At 38.6% G+C, this 21,811-nt stretch carries 18 protein-coding genes, 1 pseudogene and 1 other annotated feature; of the genes and pseudogenes, 8 read left to right on the top strand and 11 right to left on the bottom strand.

All coding sequences use genetic code 11. The features are described 5' to 3' along the window. Positions 1-13: 13 nt before the first annotated feature. Both IGI79_RS01280 and pepV read right to left on the bottom strand, forming a co-directional pair. Positions 14-718, bottom strand: a complete 705-nt coding sequence (locus IGI79_RS01280; RefSeq protein ID WP_195273782.1) for a GntR family transcriptional regulator — start codon at positions 716-718, stop codon at positions 14-16. Between the two features lie 307 nt (positions 719-1,025). Beyond that, the gene (gene pepV / locus IGI79_RS01275) at positions 1,026-2,444 is read right to left on the bottom strand and encodes a dipeptidase PepV (protein ID WP_195273783.1); all 1,419 of its coding nucleotides are present in this window, start codon (positions 2,442-2,444) and stop codon (positions 1,026-1,028) included. Between the two features lie 142 nt (positions 2,445-2,586). On the opposite strand from pepV, the gene IGI79_RS01270 reads away from it, so the two are divergent. The 4 genes from IGI79_RS01270 to IGI79_RS01255 all read left to right on the top strand — a co-directional run bounded on the left by IGI79_RS01270 (position 2,587) and on the right by IGI79_RS01255 (position 4,988). Continuing rightward, complete coding sequence (locus IGI79_RS01270) at positions 2,587-3,414, top strand: NAD(P)H-hydrate dehydratase (RefSeq protein ID WP_195273785.1); 828 nt, start codon at positions 2,587-2,589, stop codon at positions 3,412-3,414. 14 nt (positions 3,415-3,428) lie between these two features. Beyond that, positions 3,429-3,887, top strand: a complete 459-nt coding sequence (locus tag IGI79_RS01265; RefSeq protein ID WP_108144425.1) for an acyl-CoA thioesterase — start codon at positions 3,429-3,431, stop codon at positions 3,885-3,887. 76 nt (positions 3,888-3,963) lie between these two features. Further along, complete coding sequence (locus IGI79_RS01260; RefSeq protein WP_169823213.1) at positions 3,964-4,131, top strand: hypothetical protein; 168 nt, start codon at positions 3,964-3,966, stop codon at positions 4,129-4,131. 179 nt (positions 4,132-4,310) lie between these two features. Further along, on the top strand, positions 4,311-4,988 hold the full coding sequence (locus IGI79_RS01255; protein WP_086335336.1) for a GntR family transcriptional regulator: 678 nt from the start codon (positions 4,311-4,313) through the stop codon (positions 4,986-4,988). 52 nt (positions 4,989-5,040) lie between these two features. On the opposite strand, the gene IGI79_RS01250 is transcribed toward IGI79_RS01255, so the two are convergent. The 8 genes and pseudogenes from IGI79_RS01250 to infC all read right to left on the bottom strand — a co-directional run bounded on the left by IGI79_RS01250 (position 5,041) and on the right by infC (position 14,600). Beyond that, the gene (locus IGI79_RS01250) at positions 5,041-5,694 is read right to left on the bottom strand and encodes a hypothetical protein (protein WP_195273786.1); all 654 of its coding nucleotides are present in this window, start codon (positions 5,692-5,694) and stop codon (positions 5,041-5,043) included. Further along, positions 5,669-7,798: a hydantoinase/oxoprolinase family protein gene (locus tag IGI79_RS01245; RefSeq protein ID WP_438845623.1), complete on the bottom strand. Its 2,130-nt coding sequence runs from the start codon at positions 7,796-7,798 to the stop codon at positions 5,669-5,671. The genes IGI79_RS01250 and IGI79_RS01245 overlap by 26 nt, the downstream gene beginning before the upstream one ends. Before the next feature lie 35 nt (positions 7,799-7,833). Further along, positions 7,834-9,170: pseudogene (locus IGI79_RS01240) on the bottom strand (citrate transporter). 360 nt (positions 9,171-9,530) lie between these two features. Next, complete coding sequence (locus IGI79_RS01235; RefSeq protein WP_438845622.1) at positions 9,531-11,351, bottom strand: DUF3329 domain-containing protein; 1,821 nt, start codon at positions 11,349-11,351, stop codon at positions 9,531-9,533. 532 nt (positions 11,352-11,883) lie between these two features. After that, a complete protein-coding gene (locus IGI79_RS01230) occupies positions 11,884-12,891 on the bottom strand; it encodes an Abi family protein (protein ID WP_438845621.1) in 1,008 nt (335 codons plus the stop codon). Positions 12,892-13,390: 499 nt separating this feature from the next. Then, on the bottom strand, positions 13,391-13,750 hold the full coding sequence (gene rplT, locus IGI79_RS01225) for a 50S ribosomal protein L20 (protein ID WP_019723984.1): 360 nt from the start codon (positions 13,748-13,750) through the stop codon (positions 13,391-13,393). A 53-nt stretch (positions 13,751-13,803) separates the two neighbouring features. Then, on the bottom strand, positions 13,804-14,004 hold the full coding sequence (gene rpmI / locus IGI79_RS01220) for a 50S ribosomal protein L35 (RefSeq protein ID WP_010736566.1): 201 nt from the start codon (positions 14,002-14,004) through the stop codon (positions 13,804-13,806). 71 nt (positions 14,005-14,075) lie between these two features. Further along, positions 14,076-14,600: a translation initiation factor IF-3 gene (infC, locus tag IGI79_RS01215; RefSeq protein WP_010736567.1), complete on the bottom strand. Its 525-nt coding sequence runs from the start codon at positions 14,598-14,600 to the stop codon at positions 14,076-14,078. Positions 14,601-14,644: 44 nt separating this feature from the next. Continuing rightward, positions 14,645-14,774: a sequence feature (ribosomal protein L20 leader region), on the bottom strand. 492 nt (positions 14,775-15,266) lie between these two features. Here infC and IGI79_RS01210 point away from each other — a divergent pair. Both IGI79_RS01210 and IGI79_RS01205 read left to right on the top strand, forming a co-directional pair. Further along, on the top strand, positions 15,267-16,637 hold the full coding sequence (locus IGI79_RS01210; RefSeq protein WP_438845620.1) for a lytic polysaccharide monooxygenase: 1,371 nt from the start codon (positions 15,267-15,269) through the stop codon (positions 16,635-16,637). Positions 16,638-17,409: 772 nt separating this feature from the next. Next, a complete protein-coding gene (locus IGI79_RS01205) occupies positions 17,410-18,807 on the top strand; it encodes a lytic polysaccharide monooxygenase (RefSeq protein ID WP_375148307.1) in 1,398 nt (465 codons plus the stop codon). 130 nt (positions 18,808-18,937) lie between these two features. Here IGI79_RS01205 and IGI79_RS01200 read toward each other — a convergent pair whose 3' ends face one another. Beyond that, positions 18,938-19,594, bottom strand: a complete 657-nt coding sequence (locus tag IGI79_RS01200) for a deoxynucleoside kinase (protein WP_195273792.1) — start codon at positions 19,592-19,594, stop codon at positions 18,938-18,940. 296 nt (positions 19,595-19,890) lie between these two features. Here IGI79_RS01200 and mvk point away from each other — a divergent pair, with 296 nt between their 5' ends. Both mvk and mvaD read left to right on the top strand, forming a co-directional pair. After that, positions 19,891-20,838, top strand: coding sequence for a mevalonate kinase (gene mvk / locus IGI79_RS01195; RefSeq protein ID WP_438845619.1), 948 nt, complete (start codon positions 19,891-19,893; stop codon positions 20,836-20,838). Beyond that, positions 20,831-21,808, top strand: a complete 978-nt coding sequence (mvaD, locus tag IGI79_RS01190; RefSeq protein WP_065096919.1) for a diphosphomevalonate decarboxylase — start codon at positions 20,831-20,833, stop codon at positions 21,806-21,808. Before mvk ends, mvaD begins: the two co-directional genes overlap by 8 nt. The last annotated feature ends 3 nt before the right edge of the window (positions 21,809-21,811 follow it).

Below are 21,811 nucleotides of genomic sequence, written 5' to 3'. Positions count from 1 at the left end.
CAAACGTCATTTTCTAATTGATATCTGCTACTATTTTTCCTGATGTATAGGGATATCTTGTCTTAGATAAATCAAATGGCGTACCATCATCAAAAAAGACGATTTGATTGGTTTCTAAAATCGGTTCTCCTACCTCGATCTCAAACTCTTCACTGTCTAAATGATTTGCTTTTGAAGCAATGATCACTCGACGGGCCGCACTGACCACATAACCCAACTCTTCTCTAATATAGTTATAGATAGACCCCTTTAAAATCTCTTCATCTAAATCTTTGATATACTTAAGAGGCATGATGGATGTCTCTATACTTCTCGCCTCTCCATTTACATACCTTACACGTTTGATGTCATAGACCGGATCAGTCGCTTTTATTTTCAGTTCCTCAGACTCATAAGAAGTGGGGAAACGCACGTCAAAGCGGATGATTTTACTGGTCACCTCCGTCCCTTCTTGAGCAGAAGTCCCGAATACGCTATTGATCTGGGTCACATTCTCCTTGTCCTTTTTAATGTTGCTTCTCACATATGTCCCCGATCCTCGCCTCGTGTAAAGTAAAGATTCATCAATCAATACCTGTATGGCTTTTCTGATAGTTACTCGACTCGTCTTATAGGTTTTTGCCAATGCTTCTTGGTTTGGCAATAGCTCCCCTTCTTTAAATTCACCGTCGATAATCTTATTTTTCAAGGAGTGTGCGATTTCGATATATTTAGGCATATTCATTTCACCTCCAAAATTTGTATACACTTATTATAATATTAGATTAACAAACAAATGTAAACAACCTTTACAACTATAACTAATAAATAAACAAATGATCAATTAGCCAGTCGCTTGTTCATTCATTGAAATCATCGCTTTTTGAAGCCAAAAAAGCCTTCAGAGAAGTCCAATTCTCTGAAGGCCAAGTATCACTCAATTCTTTGTCATTTGTTGCCTATTGTTTTTATCATGTTATACCTAAGTTAGACATACAACTATTTCTGACTTTTCCAAGGAATGTTGAAGTACGAATAAAGATGATTTACTTCGCCAAACGATAGATGGCATCTGCATAAATTGCTGTAGCACGGAATAAGTCATCTAGACTCATAAATTCATTTGCTTGGTGCATCGTATCTGTGTAGCCTGGGAACATTGCGCCATACGCAACACCACGTTTCAATAAGCGTCCGTATGTGCCGCCACCGATGATTTGTTCGTAGCCTTTTTCGCCGGTATGATCTTCGTACACTTGTAATAATGTTTCGACCAACGGATCATCCATTGGTACATAATGTGGTTCCATCACACGGGCACCACGAGTAACTGATGCACCTTCGTCTGCTACTGTTTTGTTCAGTTTGCTTTCTAATTCATCTGTGGTTGTGCCTTTAGGGAAACGGAAGTTCATGTTGATGTAGTTCTCTTCTTCTGTCCCATTTTCTTTAAACGCAAACAATCCAGCATTCATTGTTAGTTTACCCATTTTTTCATCTTCGTGGGCAACGCCTAATTTCTCACCATAAAAGTCTTCATGGACGTAAGTAGCTGCCACATGGATGAATTGTTTAGCTGCACCGATAAATTCGTAATCATCAAGGAAGTTTGCTAAGAAAGATCCGGCATTGATCCCTGATTGTGGGCTTGCGCCATGTGCACCTTTTCCGACTACGTTGATCGTAACAAATGTATGCTCTACTTCGATCGAACCGTTGATTGGATTTGCTTCAATAAATTCATAAAATGCCTTTTCTAATGCAACTGCTGCATCTGCGCTTGGTACTTCGATTTTTGCAGTCGCTGTTCCTGGCACCATGTTTTCACGTAAACCTGACGTAAATGATTTCAGTACATAGTCGCCGGCGTTATCGCCTTTAAAGCGGAATGCGAAAGAAACATTGCCTTTTTCTCCGTTGATGATCGGGAATTCCGCATCTGGTGAGAAACCGAAATCAGGTTCTTCTTCATGTTCAAAGTAGTAAGCCATGTCTGCCCAACCACTTTCTTCGTCACTACCTACGACAAAGCGAACTTTTTTCGATAATTCTAAGTCTAGGTCTTTGATGATTTTCATCGCATAGTAGGCAGCCATACTTGGTCCTTTGTCATCACTTGAACCACGAGCAAAGATTTTTCCATCTTTGATCACTGGTTCGTAAGGATCAGTATCCCAGCCATCGCCAGCGGGCACTACATCCATATGACCAAAAATACCTAAGGTTTCGTCTCCTTCACCTAGATCGATGTGTCCTGCGTAATTGTCCACGTTTTTTACAACGAAGCCATCACGTTCACCATAAGCAAGCATGTGTTTCAATGCGTCACGAGGCCCAGGTCCAAATGGTGCATCTGCAGTTGCTTTTGAATCATCACGTTCACTGCTTACGCGTAAAAGATTTTTTAAGTCTTCAAGCAAGTCTTCTTTACGTGCTTCGACTTCTTTTTGCCAATTGATTGTCATAAAGTTACTCCTCCACTCATTCAGTCTACGAGTTCATCATAACATAAATCAGGCGAATTGTTTAAAAAATCAGACAACGGATAAACGAAACAGTTTTTTCCATAAATATTATAAGCTATAATGAAAAAAAGGAGGCTTTCCCATGGAACTAAATGAACAATTACTCCAACAAGTGATTACTCCTCGCCCCATCGAATCTCATAAAGGTACATTTGGTAAAGTCCTGTTGATTGGCGGAAACGAGCAATTCGGTGGTGCGATCATCATGAGCGCTTTAGCAGCTGTCCATAGTGGGGCTGGCTTGACAACTGTTGTAACAGATCCTAATAATCATGTGGCCGTCCATAGTCATTTACCAGAGGCAATGGTGGGGGATTGGACAAATAAAGAAACATGGTATTCGGCTTTTGAAGATGCGGATGTCTTACTAATTGGTCCGGGATTAGGAACCAATCAACAAAGCCTTGAACTTCTGCAATTTGTCTTGACCAACCAAACAAAAAAACAATGGTTAGTCATTGACGGTTCTGCTTTGACATTGCTCGCTACGCATTCCCTGGAGCTTCCTTATCCAGAGCATACCGTTCTCACACCCCATCAAATGGAATGGCAACGTGTCAGCGGATTGAGTTTAGAGGAACAGTCTAGAGAAAATAATCAGCTAAAGCAACAAGAATTAGGTGCATCACTTGTTTTAAAAAGTCATCATACAACGATCTATGGGCAAAATGGGATCTATTACAATACAGCTGGTTCACCAGCCATGGCAACAGGTGGCATGGGGGATACGTTAGCTGGTATGATTGCTGGTTTTTTAGCTCAGTTTCCAAAAAATGACCAAACGATCAGTGCCGCTGTTTATTTGCATAGCTTTATCGGCGACCAATTAGCAAAAGAGCGATATGTCGTTTTACCAACTGAAATCAGTCAGCAGCTCCCAAGATGGATGCTTTATTTTAGTCAAAGATAAGAAGGAGCATCACAATGGAAAAATATACCGGCTACCTTAGAGAGCCTTTTTATTACGAAACCGATCAAATGGGTATCATTCACCACAGCAACTATATCCGCTGGTTCGAAGAAGCACGCGTTGCGTTATTAGAACACTTAGATTTTAGTTACAAGAAAATCGAAGAACAAGGCATCATCATCCCTGTACTAGGCGTAAGTTGTGAATACAAAGAAATGATCCGTTATGGAGACAAAATTTTGATTAAACCAATGATCGAAAGCTATACAGGTACACGGTTGAATTTTCGTTACGAGATCTACGGTACAGAAGATCAACGTTTACGGACGACTGGAACAAGCCAACACTGTTTCTTGCTTGCAGAAAACCAACGTTTAGTCAAACTAAGTCGTGTCAATCCTAACTTGGATCGACTGTTTAAAACTTACGCAAACATCGACGTAGCCCCTGATTCTGCAACAGAAATGAAATAAAAGAAAAAATAAGTGTTTATTCTTGCCTTTTAACCCCCGATTTGTATAATGGAAAGAAAAAAAGCAGGTGATTATAATGTATGTCGTGAAAGTACTACACGGTTATATTGATAAAACTGGCTGTCGCACACGTGAAAAAAACCCGGAAACCTTGCTTGTCTTCAAAGACAAAAAAGAATCAGAAACCTTTGCCAATCAAATCGGTGGTCGTGTCAAACAACTGCAGGAAGTTCGCCCAGATTGACTGTTGCTTTCGTGAAAGGATGAGATGTTCGCCCCATGGATATGTATTGAAAAGAGTCGACAAACCAATCGTTTGCGGCTCTATTTTTGTGTTTCTGTTCGCTGATCAGCTCGTCCCCTTACTCTATTCTCAGGAAAGGATATGCTATACTAGGTATAGCTTTTTGAAAGGGGTGTTCTATGGGGAACAATTTACAACAACAAGCATACGAAGCTATCAGGCAACAAATCATCTATTCTGAATTAGCTCCGGGGAGTAAGCTTTCTGACAGAGTCTTAGAAGAACAATTAGCAATCGGACGCACGCCGATTCGGGAAGCATTGATCCAACTTAGAAATCAGGAATTGATCAAAACGATTCCTCAATCCGGTACATATATCTCAAAAATCGACATACGTTCCGCAGATTTGGCACGTTACATGCGAGAAAAATTAGAACAACCGATTTTACAAGAGTGCAGTGCTAAAATGAACGATAAAGCGCATCAGCGCTTGGAGATGATTTTAGAACAGACAGATCAAGCAATCCTGGCACAAGACAAAAAAACCTTCTTTCTTTTAGATAAAGCCTTTCATCAAATGTGTTACAAAGTCGCGGGCAAAGAAGAAATATGGACTTGGCTTGAAAGCTATAGTACTCACTTAGATCGTTTCCGTTGGTTACGCTTGACGATTTCCGAATTAGATTGGGGCCGTGTATTAGATGAACATCAACTCCTGTTGAAATCTATGAAAGAACATTCACTTGATGAAGTAGGTTTCCTTTGTAACCTCCACCTCCATATGATCATTGAGGAACAAGAACAAGTGATTCTACATTATCCGAGTTATTTTGAAACAATCTCTTCTGAAGCATGATGAAAAAAGGCGTAGCCTCCCGAACTTTCAGGAAGGACTATGCCTTTCTTATTCAAAACGACTGAAATGACTGGACGAGATGCTCACACAATTGCGGATCATATGGCCAAGTCATAGCGACTTCTAACACATATGGTGAGAATCCCACGTTATTCAACTTCTCCGAAAAACTCATTGCTGCAATTTCACTCAATGCTCGGATCTTAGACTGATGACGATACCCAAAAAATCGCCATAGTTCTAGGGTTTTCTGTTGGGTATACAATGTAGGATCGCGTGTTTCAAGATGATGATACAATTCATGCGCTAAAATCAAAGAGGTAACTTTTTCCAATGGGAGCGCAGTAATATTTGCCTGTTCGAATTTCTGGATTGGTTCTGCCATTAAACAGATCCCCGTTGTTTCATCGTAAGTGGCGAGTGTCAAACGATCATTCCGCCATGCTGTTTCTCCATAGGAGATAGCGACATCAAGTCTATCGCAAAGTTCTTGAATATTCCTTGTACAATACTTTCGGTTGATCGTTTCGGCTAGCGTCTTTCCACATTCTCTCGCTAGTGCCCCCCATCTTTGTTGTTCAGAAAGCGAGACCTTCTCTACTAAAAGCTCTCGTTGAAATTGATAATCACACCACTGTTCATCAGAAATCGTCTGTAATTTTAAAATCAACTCATCTAGTTTATTTTTGCTTGATATTCCCCGCAATCACAATCACTTCTTCCTCTGGATCTAACATCGAGATTTCTAACTCCATCAAGAGTTGTAATTGTTCAAATTCTGTCGCCGAAAAATCTGCGACACGCGCACCGATACATAGATAAAATTCCGGTCGAGCAATCAGCTCAGTCTGATAGACCGCAAGTTCTTCCCATAATTGTTGGACAGCGAAGAGATATTGTTCAGCTGTGGTTTTTAAACATTTGGCATACCCTCTTTGAACTTTGATAAATCCTTTTTGGTCGATGATCCGTAATGTGCCGATCGAATGTTCTGGACTATTTTCCCCAATCACATAGAAGAAGTCAGTATTCGCTAATAAGGAAACAGCTTTTAGAGGCATCCGCAAGTCTTCTGACGCTATTGACAACGCCTCATCTTTACTGATCTGTTTTGTTAAATCAGTCGCTTTGACTTCCGTTGATCCTGTAGCAATTGCCGTGATTTTTGAGGTTTGAGGATCAATTTCAACATGGACTTCAATCGATTCCGGTGTGGCGCCAGATTCGATTGCTTTATTCATCGCTTCATTTTTCAATCCTCGAATATCTTCTTTGCTTGGTGAAGGAATGATCCGTTCCACTACATCTCTCACCATCGCTAATGCCACACCGATCGAAGAAATCACCTCTGCATTTTCCGGTATGGAGTACTTAACACCCATTTTCCGACTAAAATAGGTGATCAAGGAAGCTGCTCCACCGCCTACACCCACCAAAGAGATTTGTTCTTTCTCCAATTGATATTTTTCTGCCAGTTCCAAAATGACTGGTTCGATTTTTGCATAAGCTTTTGCCATGATCTGCTCAGCGATATCTTCCACAGTAGTCTGACAATACGCAGCCAAAGCTTCCATGGCTTTTCTTGCGGCTTGTGGATCACCATAGGAAAAGTGTTCTTCTTGGACAAGACCAAGAACATTCGCTGCACAAGAATTGGTGATAGTGACCTCTTTTCCGTCTGCCAAAATTACTTTGACATAATCAGCCGGATCTCCTTCAACAGGGGAGAAAAAGACGACTTTCGGTTGATCGATTTTTTCAATCGGTGTGAATACAGCATAATCCAACCCGGCGATATGGGCAGAACGTGGTCCTACATCAAGAATCCCTGTCCGATCTGCCCGAACCATCGAACCACCGGCAACACCTAAGACACGAACATCTAAAGAGGAAATATAGGTCGCATGCCCGCCGACCACTGAGTAATCGATGGCAGGACGCCCATTTCTGATGACACCAATATTTGTCGTTGTCCCTCCTACTTCAAAATACACACCATTCGAGGCACGTAAATACATCAAAGAACCCATGACAGAGGCAGCTGGTCCTGAAAGCATCGTTAAAACTGGCCGCTTCTTCATTTCAGCGATTTCCATTACCCCACCATCGCCACGCATGATCATCAAAGGAACATTGACACCGGCAGCTCTAACCGAACGTTCAGTCGACGTCGCTGTCTCCAACATTTTAGGCAAAATCGAGGCATTGATCGCTGCCGTTCGCGTTCGTCTTGTCAACCCATAAAGCTTAGTGATCTCAGAAGCCATCGTTGTTGGTATCCCTTGTTCCGAAGCAAGGGAATAAATGACCTGTTCCGACTCACTATTATCTACGCCAAAAGCCATTGAAGAAACCAAAACTTCCGCCTGTTCCTTTTTCAGTGTAGCAATCGTCTCTAACACTCGTTCGTTTGTCAGTTGTTTAAGTGGTAAGAAGACATTTGCAATGTCTATTTTTCGATTATTCCCTAAATCGATCGGGGCTAACCGAGTTTGTCTTTTCGCCAAAAAACCTTCGAATCCACCCTTTGCCATTCCGATCACTCCTACTTTTGCCACATCTCCTTCAATCAATGCATTCGTTGCTTGGGTCGTAGAATGCGCGACAAAAACGACATCTTCCGGGCTGATCAGATTTTCTTGCAAACAATTTTGAAACGATTGTACGACCCCGGCAGCTACCCCCTCTGGATGGTGGTGCGTTGTTTTGACAGATGATTTACCGATGATTTCATGTGTCGCATTGTCGATTGCGACTGCTTTTGTATGGGTACCACCTACATCGATACCCATTCTTACTGCACGCTTCATTTTTGCATCCTCCAAATTTTTACTTTCTATAACTATCAAAAATTACCATAAAGGATCAACGTCAAGATACAGACGATCACACCGATCGCCACCCTGTCGGAATCGATTTTTTCATGAATTCACGAGAGGAAACTTTTGTATACCCTAATCCCCAAGCGATCCATGATTGAGTGATATCTAAATGCTGCGGTGCAATGGTCGTTGTCGCAAATAGTGGAAATAAAAAGGCAACGGGCATCGTCGGATTGACTGCTAAAACTACTGCTAAAATCGCTGATCCCGAACCGACTAGACTCAACGGACCACGGAAAAACCCGAGAGGGGTCAACAATGCAAAGGCAAGTGCCAATACAACAGGTGTCTGGGGAATAAAATCGCCAAGGATCGCAGAGAAATAAGAAGAAGCATACACCGCCGAATTATTGAACATCGCTAAAGTCATCAAAAAGCCAACCATTGGTGCCACATCTGTTGCTCCATCTGTAAATAATTTAGCGAATTGCCGACAGATCTCCTTGTATCCCCCACGTAATTTCCCTGTAAATAGCAACGCCCAGATCCCAGCCAACATAAAACCAAGAATGATCGGGATTTCTAACACCACCACTCCTAACACAGGTATAACGACTGCCAACCAAGAAATCATAGGCGCCTCTCCACCTTCTCGTGGAAGTTCAGCCGCCATTGCATAGCGTTTCTTCGGGTTCATTGATATATTAGCTACAAGTAGAACGATCACTAAACTCACGACCATGCCAATCATCCCGATTTGAAAGTAATCATTGTATGTATAATTTTCAGCCGCAGAATTAAATCCCGCATAGATCGTTTGATATTGCTTGAAATTGACAATATTCGCAAAGATCCCTGCCATGATCGAACCCATGAATGCAAATAGAGCAACAGGTGCAGCAATTCCTAACGACATCAAGATCGGTAAAACGATCACGGCAATTGAAATCACTGGACCAATCCCGGTCATCGACATAAAAATAATTGCCGTCACAAGACATAAAAGGCTCATCGTGATCCGCGGTTTATCACCGCCAAGCTCCACGACTTTCCGAATCAACGTAGCCGCTATCCCACTATCTACCAATACTCGACCAAAAAAAGCACCAAAGAATACATTCACTAAAATTGATTTCGCATACTCTGCTGGACCAGTAGCATATACATGGGTCAACACATCAATGACTGACTGTCCTTCCATTGCGGCATTCGGTGAGAAAAAATTACCAATCAGCGCTAACCCCATCCAAATCGTCGCCATGATCGCTAAACCGACCATCAAATTAAGTCCTTTGACACAATACCAAACCATAAAGAAGAACGACAAAATCAACAACATACCAATAATCATTTCACTCATAGACTCACTCCATTCTATTTCATCTCACTGATATATCAGTTGGGTTCATTCTACCTCACCGAGAAATCGCTTTCATTAAATATTGACGACAGAACAAGGACATATGATTAAAGAAGATTCATTATGGACTATTAAAATGTTTTTTCAAAAAACATTTCATTTAGCTAACTGTATAAATAGATTTATTATCTAAGATAAAAAATAAGCAATGATCACCTCTCTTTTCAAAAAAATATCATGTACTTTATTTATTGGGTTATTTCAATCTATTTATAGATAACAGAAATTTTATTGAAGAATGATAGATATAAAAAAACACACCTAAGCAAGCTTAGACGTGTTTTACTTTAAATCCTATATTTATCTTGAAACGGTCACTCCCTGTTCATTTGAAGCGATGTTTACCGCATCCATGATCCGACCGTCCTCAGATAATACAATAATATTGACACCTGTTTTATTTCTTGATACATCAACGCCGTCGATTTTAATTCTAGAAAATTGTTGCTCCTCATAAGATGTAAAACTAGAAACCATTGAGATGTTCTTATCAGTGAGTTTTTGATTAACCTCATTATAATTTTCATTTTGCGCAAGAATAGGACTCTGATTCGCTTGATGAATACCAGTAAAATTCCAGTCATGAGTAAACTTCTGTAAATCAAGATCCGGTAAAAGTTTTGCTATTTCCACTGCTAAAGCTTCACTCATTTGTTGGGACTCCCCTGCACCAGCAATCAGAACTGTATAATCTGAGTCTTCTAATTCTTTTAGATATTCCTGATAATCCCAAATGTTCATCAAGGTTGGATCTCCATTTTTATAAATCGTATTCCAAGCATCTTTAGAAACCGATCGAATCGTCTCTAAGCCAAAATATTTAGCATTTGAACGGTTGATCTGGGAGTCTATGCTCGCGCCAACGTGTGACAGCGCGCTAGAATATGCTGGATAGGGCATCCCTTCATTTGCATTGAAATCAGCGATCAAAGAATTCAGATTCCCTTGCTTTTTCTGGCTCTCCACATACCTATATTGTTCGTTGATATCACGATAAGACTGAATGATCCCATGCACACCTAAGACAAAGGAAAATAAAAACTGAACAATGAGAACTGAGCTGATCACACTATAAAAACTTCCAGCTGTCGTCTTCGTTAATTTATCTGGCCATTCGATTAACATCGCAATGATAATATACAATGCGCCTCCAAAAAATGAACGCCCCCAGTTAAGTCCTGTTGGTGAAAGAGACAATACATAGATAGTTGCTAGTCCGGCAAGTACATATACATACGAAAGTCGGAACCAGTTTTTATGTTGGTTAAAAATAATACCTAATGCAATTAAAATAGCCGCTAAAACAAATAATTGCAAACTGTTTTCGTAAAGAGTTCGTGTGATTGTAGAAAAACCAGAATATAGCTTGTGAGGAAGCGACCATGCACTACGGTCAAAGTACGTTGCTCGTATCGCATTCCCTGGAGCCGCAACCATCATCAATAATCCAAAGATTGCTCCACCTAAGCCTGAAAACAACCATACCTTAAACGGTCTTTTCTCTTTATAGATAAAATAGATATACCCTAAAACAACAAGAATTGCTCCACCAGATGTATTTTCATTACACCATCCGGCAAGTATCCCTAAAACTGTCATAAAAATAATCTGTAACGGTTGATTAAATGGTAATTCTCGGCCATTTGTATAATAGCGGTGATACATAGAAAGGAAACTAATAATGAGGATGCCACCCCATAGATAATTTGCCGCTCCAGTCTCCCATAAGATCGTTTGTCCGAAAGTTGGGACAAATAACCAAATCAACAAATTGATCATTAAATATTTAAACACATAAAAATTCTTATTATCTTTAGTTGATATTTTATAGATCAAAATAGTTAGTAATACATAAATCAATGGATTCATAAAATTGAATACGATTTTTGGCATCAATAAAAATAAACGCGCAATGATATGGACCACTGATCGACCTGTCCAATTCATGTATTGCATATATTCGTCATGGAGAATAGTTGAAAAACTTGTTGTTTTGTACATGTATTCAATATCATCTGCAATCAATGGCGTTAAAAAATTCAAGATGACCATGACTACGTAAACAGAAACTATCACAATCATCTTCTTATGTTTGCAGATACTATCGATTAATCGATTCATTTTGTTCTTCCCTTCCAACAATTATTTAAGTGATTACTTATGAATATTATTATAACATTTTAAATCGTTGGATGCTTTTAAATTAAACAACACCTTTTACCATTTTTTGTCTCATAGTTTCTTTGGCTTCAGATAGGTTCACTACAAAATGAACATTTTATAAAAGATCTTAATAGAAAACAATAAGAATAAATGTTTGTCGAAACCTTCTCATTCAAGATCTCAACAAATCCACAAAGCCTGAGCGGTTATTCATTCGTGGGGAATATAGTCTCGAAAGACAGAAAAGAAGAAATTTCTAGGAGATTTTATGAGTAGTTGACTAGCAAAAATCATCTGAGGCAAAACAAAAAAGCTTACTAGGAATTAACAGGAACAAATTTCTAGTAAGCTTTTTTATATTATGATAATGCCATAACGCCTAATTCACAAAATTTCTTTTGCTCCTTAGTACGCAGTGTCTATGGGCTATGACCGACACCTTTCCTTTGTGTATTAATCATAGCATAATGAAATGACTTTGGGAAGAATTTTAAATGCTATTCAATGATTTAGATAAAAACAAAAAAATATTTTTCATTTTATTATGCTTTGAGTAATGCTTTTTATTCAATTTTGCACGATAAATAAAGCTTCTAATTTCTTTTCTTCTAGCAAAAATCATTTTTTCGCTTTCAATATATTCTTTATATAAAATAATCAGACAAAAGATATCATGGATCTTTGTATGTTCAAGTAAATTATTGTATAGTGAAATTTCTTTCCTACTAACATTCTTATTAATTTGATATTTTGTAAGAAAACTTTTTACGTTGGAAGAAACAACGAGACTACCTGAGTGATTTTTATTTGCAATATTCATCAATATAGGACGATTATGAGAAGAAGCATTTCGAATACGTTTGATCATTATCAGTAATTCCTCAGCGGTTTTATAATAAGCATAATTATTTTTCTGTTTATCAACATAAAACTTTATAAAGTCTATCAATTGCCCAAAATTCAATTTTTCTATTAATACCCAAACTGGAACAATCTTGCTATTAAAATATTTCTGTGATATTTGATAATCATAATCATTAGGATCAGATACATTATAGATTGTTCTTTTTAAAATCGGCTTATAGTTAATTTTTATGTAATTTTTCCCATAACGTTTTCTTAGTTTTTGTTGTTTTAAATTAAACTTTACTTTCTCAAAGGAATCAAATTCATCGACGATAGCATACCCATCCTCAGTACTATTCGTAATGTCCTTAATTAAGTTCTTTTTTAAACTGTGTTCTATGTCTAAACATAATTTATTAAATAAATGTCTCATTCTCATATCTATTATTGATAAATCATATAAATGAAAAAAGTCTAAATCAATATATTTATTGTTGCTATCTTTTCTAAAATTTCTCTTGTAACAAGTAATTTTATAATAAAAATTGGTATTTTCAAGTATATTCTGTGCTTCAGTAACTGTTAAAATATCACAGCTAATATTTTTATCATTTGTTAAATATGCGAGTTGGTCAGATAAATTTAGTTTCATAATTCCCACCCATTCAATATTATTATCTAAAAACAGACTCATCAGTTGTAAATAGAGGATTAATCTTACCGAAAATGCTGTCTTCACTGGAAAAGTTTAATCATGCTAGAAGATTTTATTTCTTTTTTGACTAATTTCCCAGCATTATATGTGTCAATTTTGTTATTTTCTAAAAGATTTATATAAAGCTAATTCTGTAAACTTCATAAGATCATTAAATATCAGCAAATTATGTTTACTTTTATCAATTAATAATTCCATTCCACTTCAAAAGCTCCAAAAAAAGAACGAATGTTCCTATCAATTTTTATCATGAAACCGCATTTATTTCTACAATTCAAACTTACTAAGCATTATCCTATATGGCTCAACACGGAAAAATATTTTTCGCTATAAAAAAAAGAACAGACAGAAAATAATCATCTTCTGTCTATTCCAAACATTCTAACATTTCTATTTACCAACTTCATTTGATAGAAAGTCGGTTTACGCTGTTAAATTATTTAGCTAAAGCGTCTTTTGCTTGGTCAGCTAATGCAGTAAATGCTGCTGCATCATGGACAGCCAAGTCAGCTAACATTTTGCGGTTGATGTCGATTTCAGCTAATTTCAAACCGTGCATCAATTTTGAGTAGCTTAAGCCATTCATACGAGCCGCTGCGTTGATACGAGCGATCCACAATTTGCGGAAGTCGCGTTTCTTTTGACGACGATCGCGATATGCGTAGTTGTATGAATTCATTACTTGTTCTTTTGCTGTTTTAAATAAAGTGTGTTTTGAACCGTAGTAACCTTTTGCTAATTTCAGCATTTTTTTGCGACGTTTACGAGTTACTGTTCCACCTTTTACACGTGCCATGTATAATTCCTCCTAATAAAAATAAATCTTTAAATTTCAGTTATTTTACGTTCTTATTTCATTTTTGCTAGTTGTTGACGAATACGTTTGAAATCGCCACTAGAAACCATGCGCGCTTTACGTAATTGACGGCGTTGTTTTTTAGTTTTGCCGTGGAAACGGTGACTTGTAAACGCACGGAAGCGTTTCAATCCGCCTTTACCAGTACGTTTGAAACGTTTTGCTGATCCGCGGTGTGTTTTTTGTTTTGGCATGACTATATTTCCTCCTCAAAATCTTTCGTTATCCGACTATTGACTGTCCAACAATCAGTTAGTCATTCAAATTACTTACTGTCGTTTTTCGGTGCCAGCGTCAAGAACATGCTGCGTCCGTCCATTTTCGCTTTTTGTTCCACTGTTGCAATATCAGCAGTTTCTTCAGCTAAGCGATCCAAGACTTTTTGACCAATTTCTTTGTGGGTAATGGCACGGCCTTTGAAACGGATAGAAGCTTTCACTTTATCGCCTTTCTCTAAGAACTTACGTGCATTACGAAGTTTTGTATTGAAGTCATTCAAATCAATTGTTGGACTTAAACGAACTTCTTTTACATTGATCACTTTTTGTTTTTTACGCGCTTCGCGGTCTTTCTTTTGTTGCTCGAAACGGTATTTTCCGTAGTCCATGATTCGCGCTACTGGTGGTTTCGCACCTGGAGCAACTAACACAAGATCCAAGTTTGATTGTTCTGCAATTTGCAATGCTTCTGCTTTTGACTTAACTCCTAATTGCTCACCATCTGAACCGATCAATCGTAATTCACGTGCACGAATGCCGTCGTTAACCATCATATCCTTTGCTATGGTCATTCACCTCCAAATATTATGAGAGAAAGAAAAGCTTACCGAATGAACGGCAATAAAAAAAACGAGTTCTTTTGATAGAACCCGCACGTACTCCATCTATACTACATATAGATGAAAACTATCTAGCCCAGTGACTGAATCAACTAAGGCGAGAAGCGGGTGCTTCTGCTTTTATTTCTCAACTTAATTATCATACCAAATCTATTTCTTTTTGTCAATCATTTCTTCACTTTTTTCTATTTGATCGTAGCACTTCCCCATCTTGTACGCATTCTAAATGGACTGTTGTTCCGCATATCACCAATCGAATATGAATTCCTTCTGCTACTACTCCATCTACGTTTTATATAATTCCATTTCTTTTATTTTAAGATAACTACAACAAAGCCTGAACAAATCATTCATTTCTTACTCCCCTAAAAAGTATCCTTTTATCAAAAATTTATTTACGTTTTCAAAAAAGGTACTAAAACCCTTAAAAATCAACATTATAACAAATCGTATTATTTATGCTCCTATTATTTTTTTACCTACACATCGGTATAAACTGATTCGTAACTACTTATTTTTTTTGATAATCTTAATTTCAGATAACACAAAAAAATGATAATTACGAAACTCATCGTTCAATATATGTTATCTAAATCTTATTTACATATGGAGGGAAAAATGAAAAAACAAATTTTGGGAACAGTTTTATGCTCGGGGATTTTATTTGGAGCAAGCTTAGCGATTGGGGAACAAGACGCTTCTGCTCACGGTTATGTCGAATCACCGATCAGTCGTGCGTATCAAGGACACTTAGATCGTAATGTTAATTTATCCGCTGCAGCAGCAAAATATGGTCCTGTCATTTATGAACCACAATCATTAGAAGCTGGGAAGGGATTCCCAGAAAGAGGTCCTGTCGACGGTCGTATTGCTTCTGCAAACGGAGCGGTTGGCGGAAGCTTCTTGCTAGATAATCAAACAGAAACAATGTGGACAAGACAAAACTTAGATACAGGCGTGAATACATTCAGATGGCGCTATACACAATCTCATCGTACCACTAAATGGCATTATTACATTACTAAAGTAGGTTGGAACCCGAATGCACCACTGAAACGTAGCGATTTAGAGTTGATTACAGAAATCCAACATGATGGAACTGCTTCTGCAAATAATCGTAACCACACAGTTAACATTCCAAACGACCGTATCGGTTATCATGTTGTTTTAGCTGTATGGGACATTCATGATACAGGCGGTGCCTTCTATCAAGTAGTCGATGTCAACTTGAAAGGTGATTCAGCGATCCCAGTAGCACCAACAGCACCACAAAACGTGCGTGCGACGAATGTAACTTCTTCAACTGTCCAATTAGCTTGGAATAGTCAAGCGAACACTGCATCTTATAATGTTTATCGTGATGGCGCGTTGATCGGAAATACATCATCGCCAGATTTCAATGATACAAACTTAACTGCGGATACTTCTTATAACTATGAAATCGAAGCAGTTGGACAAACTGGCTTAGTCTCTGCTAAAACAGCTTTGACAGTAAAAACTGCAACAGAAAATACACAAGAAAAACCAACTACACCGACTCACTTACACTCAATGGGTCAAACAAGTTCAAGTGTTTCATTGATGTGGGGCGCTTCTACTCATTCAAAAGGAATCAAACAATACAACATCTACCGTAACAATCAATTGATTGGTTCAACAAAAGAAACAGAATACGAAGTGTCTGGATTAGCTGCAAACACTGCCTACTCATTCGTGGTTCGCGCAGTCAGCAATACGGATGAACTATCTGATGCAAGCAATGCGTTATCTATTACGACAGATCGCGATGACAATGGCGGCGACGGTGGTGGTGAAGTCACTCCAGGACGTCAATGGAAAGTAGGAAGCTTATTCGCACCGGTTTCTTATACAGCAGGTGAAGAAGTTGTTCACAACGGTGTGACATATATTACTTGGCAATCTCACTTGAACTATGGTGATACAAACTGGGCGCCAGGAATTGCTCATGCTTTATTCTATCCTAAATAAAATAAACCTTATCAACGTAATTAAAACGATAATATAGAAAACATTCCACGTAAACAAAACCCTATAAGAATGAGGCTAGAACAACTTTCTTTGCCTCAAAAATAAGCCAGCACCTGTAACATTCGAGACGAATATTACAGGCGCTGTTTTTTTCAAAGCGCTTATCCATTATCACAGATTGCAAAAAACATTCTCCCTCTCTTCGCATCCAGTTCCTTCTATAATTAGGTAAAATATATAGAATTGCTTGTGAGGTGGTATTTAGTCCTCTCGAAACTCTTGAATCCGAATAAATGATATTCTAAATTGACTTTTTTCGATAATAAGACCGAACACTCCTATCACAATCTCAGACCAAAAAATCGATGATCAAATCCATAAAAAAGGAATAAAACAGCCAATAAAAAGATATATTTTAAAAATAAGTAAACGTTAAAAAATAACTGCAAACGCCAATACAAGCTTTCTCAATTAGAATGAAATTTTATCTTTTTGTTTTCCCGTTGTTATTCATTATGCAAAATAAATAACTGATAACAAATAAAAAAGACAACAAAAATGCCTTTAAATCAATATTTATTCATGTTTTGAATAAAAACACCGTCATCTGAAGTCAAGACCCAATTTTACCTAATGTTCGGTATAAACAGATTATTCAATAGTGCAATTCTCTGATAATATTAAATACAGATAACAACGAGACACATCGAAAGAGTCATACTCATCGACCTTATTTGTTATCTAAAATATCATTTTATCTATGGAGGGAAACATGAAAAAACAAATTTTAGCAACAGTTCTATGCTCTAGCGTTTTATTAGGAGTAGGTTTATCTATTGGAGGACAAGACGCTTCAGCTCACGGTTATGTGCAGTCACCGATCAGTCGTTCATACCAAGGTCACTTAGACCGTAATGTGAACCATAATGCAGCATTAGCAAAATACGGTCCAGTGATTTATGAACCACAATCATTAGAAGCATTGAAAGGCTACCCAGCAGCTGGTCCTGCTGACGGACAGATTGCTTCTGCAAGCGGTGCAGTTGGAAACAACTTCAACTTAGACCGTCAAACTTCGACTATGTGGACAAAACAAGACTTGAACACAGGTCCTAATACATTCACTTGGCGCTATACACAATCACACAGCACAACTAAATGGCATTACTACATCACAAAAGCTGATTGGAATCCAAATGATCAGTTAGATCGTAGCGATTTTGAATTGTTAACAACGATCAACCATGGTGGGGCTCAAGCTTCAACAAATCCATCACACTCAGTGAACATCCCTAATGACCGTCTTGGTTACCATGTTGTTCTAGCAGTTTGGGATATCGACGATACACGAATGGCATTCTACCAAGTAATCGATGTGAACTTGAAAGGTGATTCAGCAATTCCAGTAGCACCAACAGCACCACGTAACGTTCGTACTACTAACGTAACTTCTTCAACAACTCAATTGACTTGGGATGGACAAGCAAATGCTTCATCATTCAACGTTTACCGTGATGGTCAATTATTAGGAAACACAGCTTCACCAGATTTCAGCGATCAAAACCTAACTGCAGAAACTACATATAAATATGAAATCGAAGCAGTTGGACAAACAGGGCTAGTTTCTGAAAGAACAGCTTTATCTGTTACAACTTTATCTGAAACTACAGAAGAAAAACCAACTGCACCTAGCCACTTACACTCAATGGGTCAGACAAGTTCTAGCGTTTCATTGATGTGGGGAGCTTCTACTCACTCAAAAGGAATCAAAGAATACGAAATCTTGCGTGATGGCCAAGTCATTGGTTCAACAACTGAAACTGTTTTTGAAGTAGAAGGCTTAAAAGCTGAGACACAATACTCATTTGTAGTACGCGCAATCAGCAATGAAGGCGATGTTTCAGATGCAAGTAACACATTAACAATCACAACTGATCGCGATGAAAATGGCGGCGGTGACGAAAATGGTGGCGATGGCGGAAACGGCGGCGGTGAAGTCGTTACTGGACGTCAATGGACAGTAGGAAGCTTCTTCTCACCTGTTTCTTATACAGCCGGTGAAGAAGTTGTCCACAATGGTGTGACTTATATTACTTGGCAGTCTCACTTGAACTACGGTGATACAAACTGGGCACCAGGAATTGCTCACTCATTATTCTACCCTAAATAAATCAACTCACTACCCTTTGTTCGACTAAACAACGATTTAAATAAAAAAAAGGCAATCACTCATTCGTGGTTGCCTTTTTTGTGATTTCTTTATTTGAGCAAATAAAAGTTTCGCTAACGTCAGAACAGTTTTAGACACTTAATTCTTCACGGATATCTGTTAGTTTTTCTTCGATCATTTGTAACACTTGCACTTTTGCTGTTTCATCTTCCACAAAGTTCAAACGATCACCATCAATTTGAATCTTAGGACTTTCATCGTAAGCTTCATACCATTCATCATAACGGCGATTCAACTCTTGATAATACTCATAGAGACTAGGGTCAAAAGAAAGTTGCTCGTATGACCGACCTCTTTTTTCGATCCGTTCTAACATGGTTGAAAAAGATACACGAATATGAACCAATAGATCGGGATGTTTTTTCGATGCCGCATAGGGCAATTCTTCCATCATGTTTGCCAATAATTCATCGTAGACTTGGACTTCTGTTGCTGTCGCTCGACCAAGATCTGCATTTAAATGAAACAATAATGAATCCTCATAGATCGAACGGTCTAACACATTGTTATCCTCTTGCATCGCTTGCTTGATACTTGCAAATCGCTTATTCAAAAAATAAATTTGCAATAAAAACGCATATTGTTCAGGGTTTGCATAAAACAAAGGCAATACTTCGTTGTCATCGATTGATTCGTAAAACGCCTGACTCTTAAAATGGTCAGCAATCATTTTTGTTAAGCTTGATTTTCCTGCTCCTATCGTTCCTGCTAAAACAATCACACTCATTTCCCTCCAACTCACTTCTCCCACTAAATACAGTGTTTTTTTCTCATGTTTCTAAATATAACCCCAATATCTTGTGGTGTCAAACGAAATCGACAAGATTCTTTCCTATGAAAAATCAAAATTTTATTAAGAAAATCACGTTTTTTGTCGAGAAATCGTATTCTTTATTTTACTTCTTGACTGGTTTTAGTAAAATAAAGAAGGACTGTTTTTTTGGACAAACATTGCGCACATAGTAATAGGCGCTTTATTTTTTGTTAAAAAGCTACTCTTAGAGGAAAAGAAGGAGTTGTATTATGGCAATTCATGGCCAAGGGGAATCGAGTGGAAAACTGATTTTAATGGGTGAGCATGCTGTCGTTTACGGCGAGCCTGCCATTGCCTTTCCGTTTTATGCAACAAAAGTAACGGCTACACTTGAAGCACTCCCATCATTCAATAAAGATCAACTTATTTCTTCCTACTATATAGGAAATTTAAATGACGCACCACATGCGTTGAACAATATCAAACAGCTGATTGCTGGACTGAAAAGCCACTATCATGTGCAAGACACATTGCGTTTGACGATTGAAAGTACCGTCCCTGCAGAACGCGGGATGGGTTCCAGTGCAGCTGTAGCCACTGCGATCACAAGGGCTTTTTATTCCGCCTATGAGTTGCCGTTATCACGAGAACAACTATTGGCACATGTGCAAGTTTCTGAAAAAATCGCTCATGGAAATCCCAGTGGAATCGATGCTGCCGCAACAAGTGGATACGAACCGATTTATTTTACAAAAGGACATCCTTTTGATTATTTTGCGTTGAATATCGATGCTTTTTTGATCGTTGCTGATACGGGAATCAAAGGTCAAACACGTGCAGCTGTAAAAGATGTGGCTCACCTTTTTGAAAAAGATGCGCAGAAAACTGGACAAAAAATCCAACAACTAGGATACTTGACGAAACAAGCTAAAAAAGCAATTGTCGACAACTCACCAGAAAAGCTAGCTGAAGCAATGAATGATGCCCAGCACATTCTAAAAAGTTTAACGATCAGTAATGACTTTTTAGACACTCTGATCGCTACCGCACGTGCTGCTGGCGCTTTAGGTGCAAAATTGACCGGTGGCGGACGTGGTGGATGTATGATTGCTTTAGCACAAACAAAAACAGAAGCTCAAGAAATCAGCCACGCACTAATACAAGCAGGCGCAGCTGAAACTTGGATTCAAGGATTAGGAGTACATACCTATGCTTAGTGGTAAAGCCCGTGCTTATACAAATATCGCCTTGATCAAATATTGGGGCAAGAAAAACGAAGAATTGATTCTTCCGATGAACAACAGTTTATCTCTCACTCTCGATGCCTTCTATACAGAAACCGAAGTGATTTTTTCAGATACGTTCACAGACGATCTGTTCTATTTAGATCATGAATTACAAACAGAAGCAGCAACAAAAAAAATCAGTCGCTTCCTTGATCTTGTACGCGCACAAGCGAATACAAACAAGCGCGCTAAAGTGATCAGTCACAACTTTGTTCCAACAGCCGCAGGTCTAGCTTCTTCTGCAAGCGGCCTAGCTGCATTGGCTGGTGCCTGTAATGAAGCCTTAGGGCTAGATCTTGATGAGCAAGCCCTCTCTAGACTCGCTCGTCGGGGTTCTGGCTCTGCTTGTCGCAGTATTTTTGGAGGCTTCGTGGAATGGGAAAAAGGCCATGATGACCAAACCTCTTACGCGCAACAAATCCCTTCTAATGGATTTGAAGAAGAGCTCGCCATGGTATTTGTATTGATCAATGACCAACAAAAAGATGTATCCAGTCGTGATGGGATGCGTCGAACAGTGGAGACTTCGCATTTTTATCAAGGGTGGCTTGATTCAGTCGAAACAGATCTAATGGAGCTGAAACAAGCAATCGCTGAAAAGTCGTTCCAAACAGTGGGCGAAGTCATGGAGCGAAACGGGTTAAAAATGCACGGCACCACGTTAGCTGCTAATCCACCCTTCACCTATTGGTCTCCAGATAGCCTAAAGGCGATGCAAGCAGTTCGTGAACTACGTGCTTCAGGCATTCCTTGCTATTTCACGATGGATGCGGGGCCCAATGTCAAAGTGTTAGTTGAAAAGAAAAATCAAACGGCTGTTCAAGCAAAATTCATTGAATTATTTAGCCGTCAACAAGTGATACTTGCTCATGCGGGGCAAGGAATCACGATTATTGAATAAAGG

This window comes from Enterococcus sp. AZ084, assembly GCF_051714905.1.
GTDB classification, from domain to species: domain Bacteria; phylum Bacillota; class Bacilli; order Lactobacillales; family Enterococcaceae; genus Enterococcus_B; species Enterococcus_B pernyi.
The sequence above is the reverse complement of the archived record's forward strand: the minus strand, read 5'-3'. Positions and strand labels throughout refer to the sequence as shown.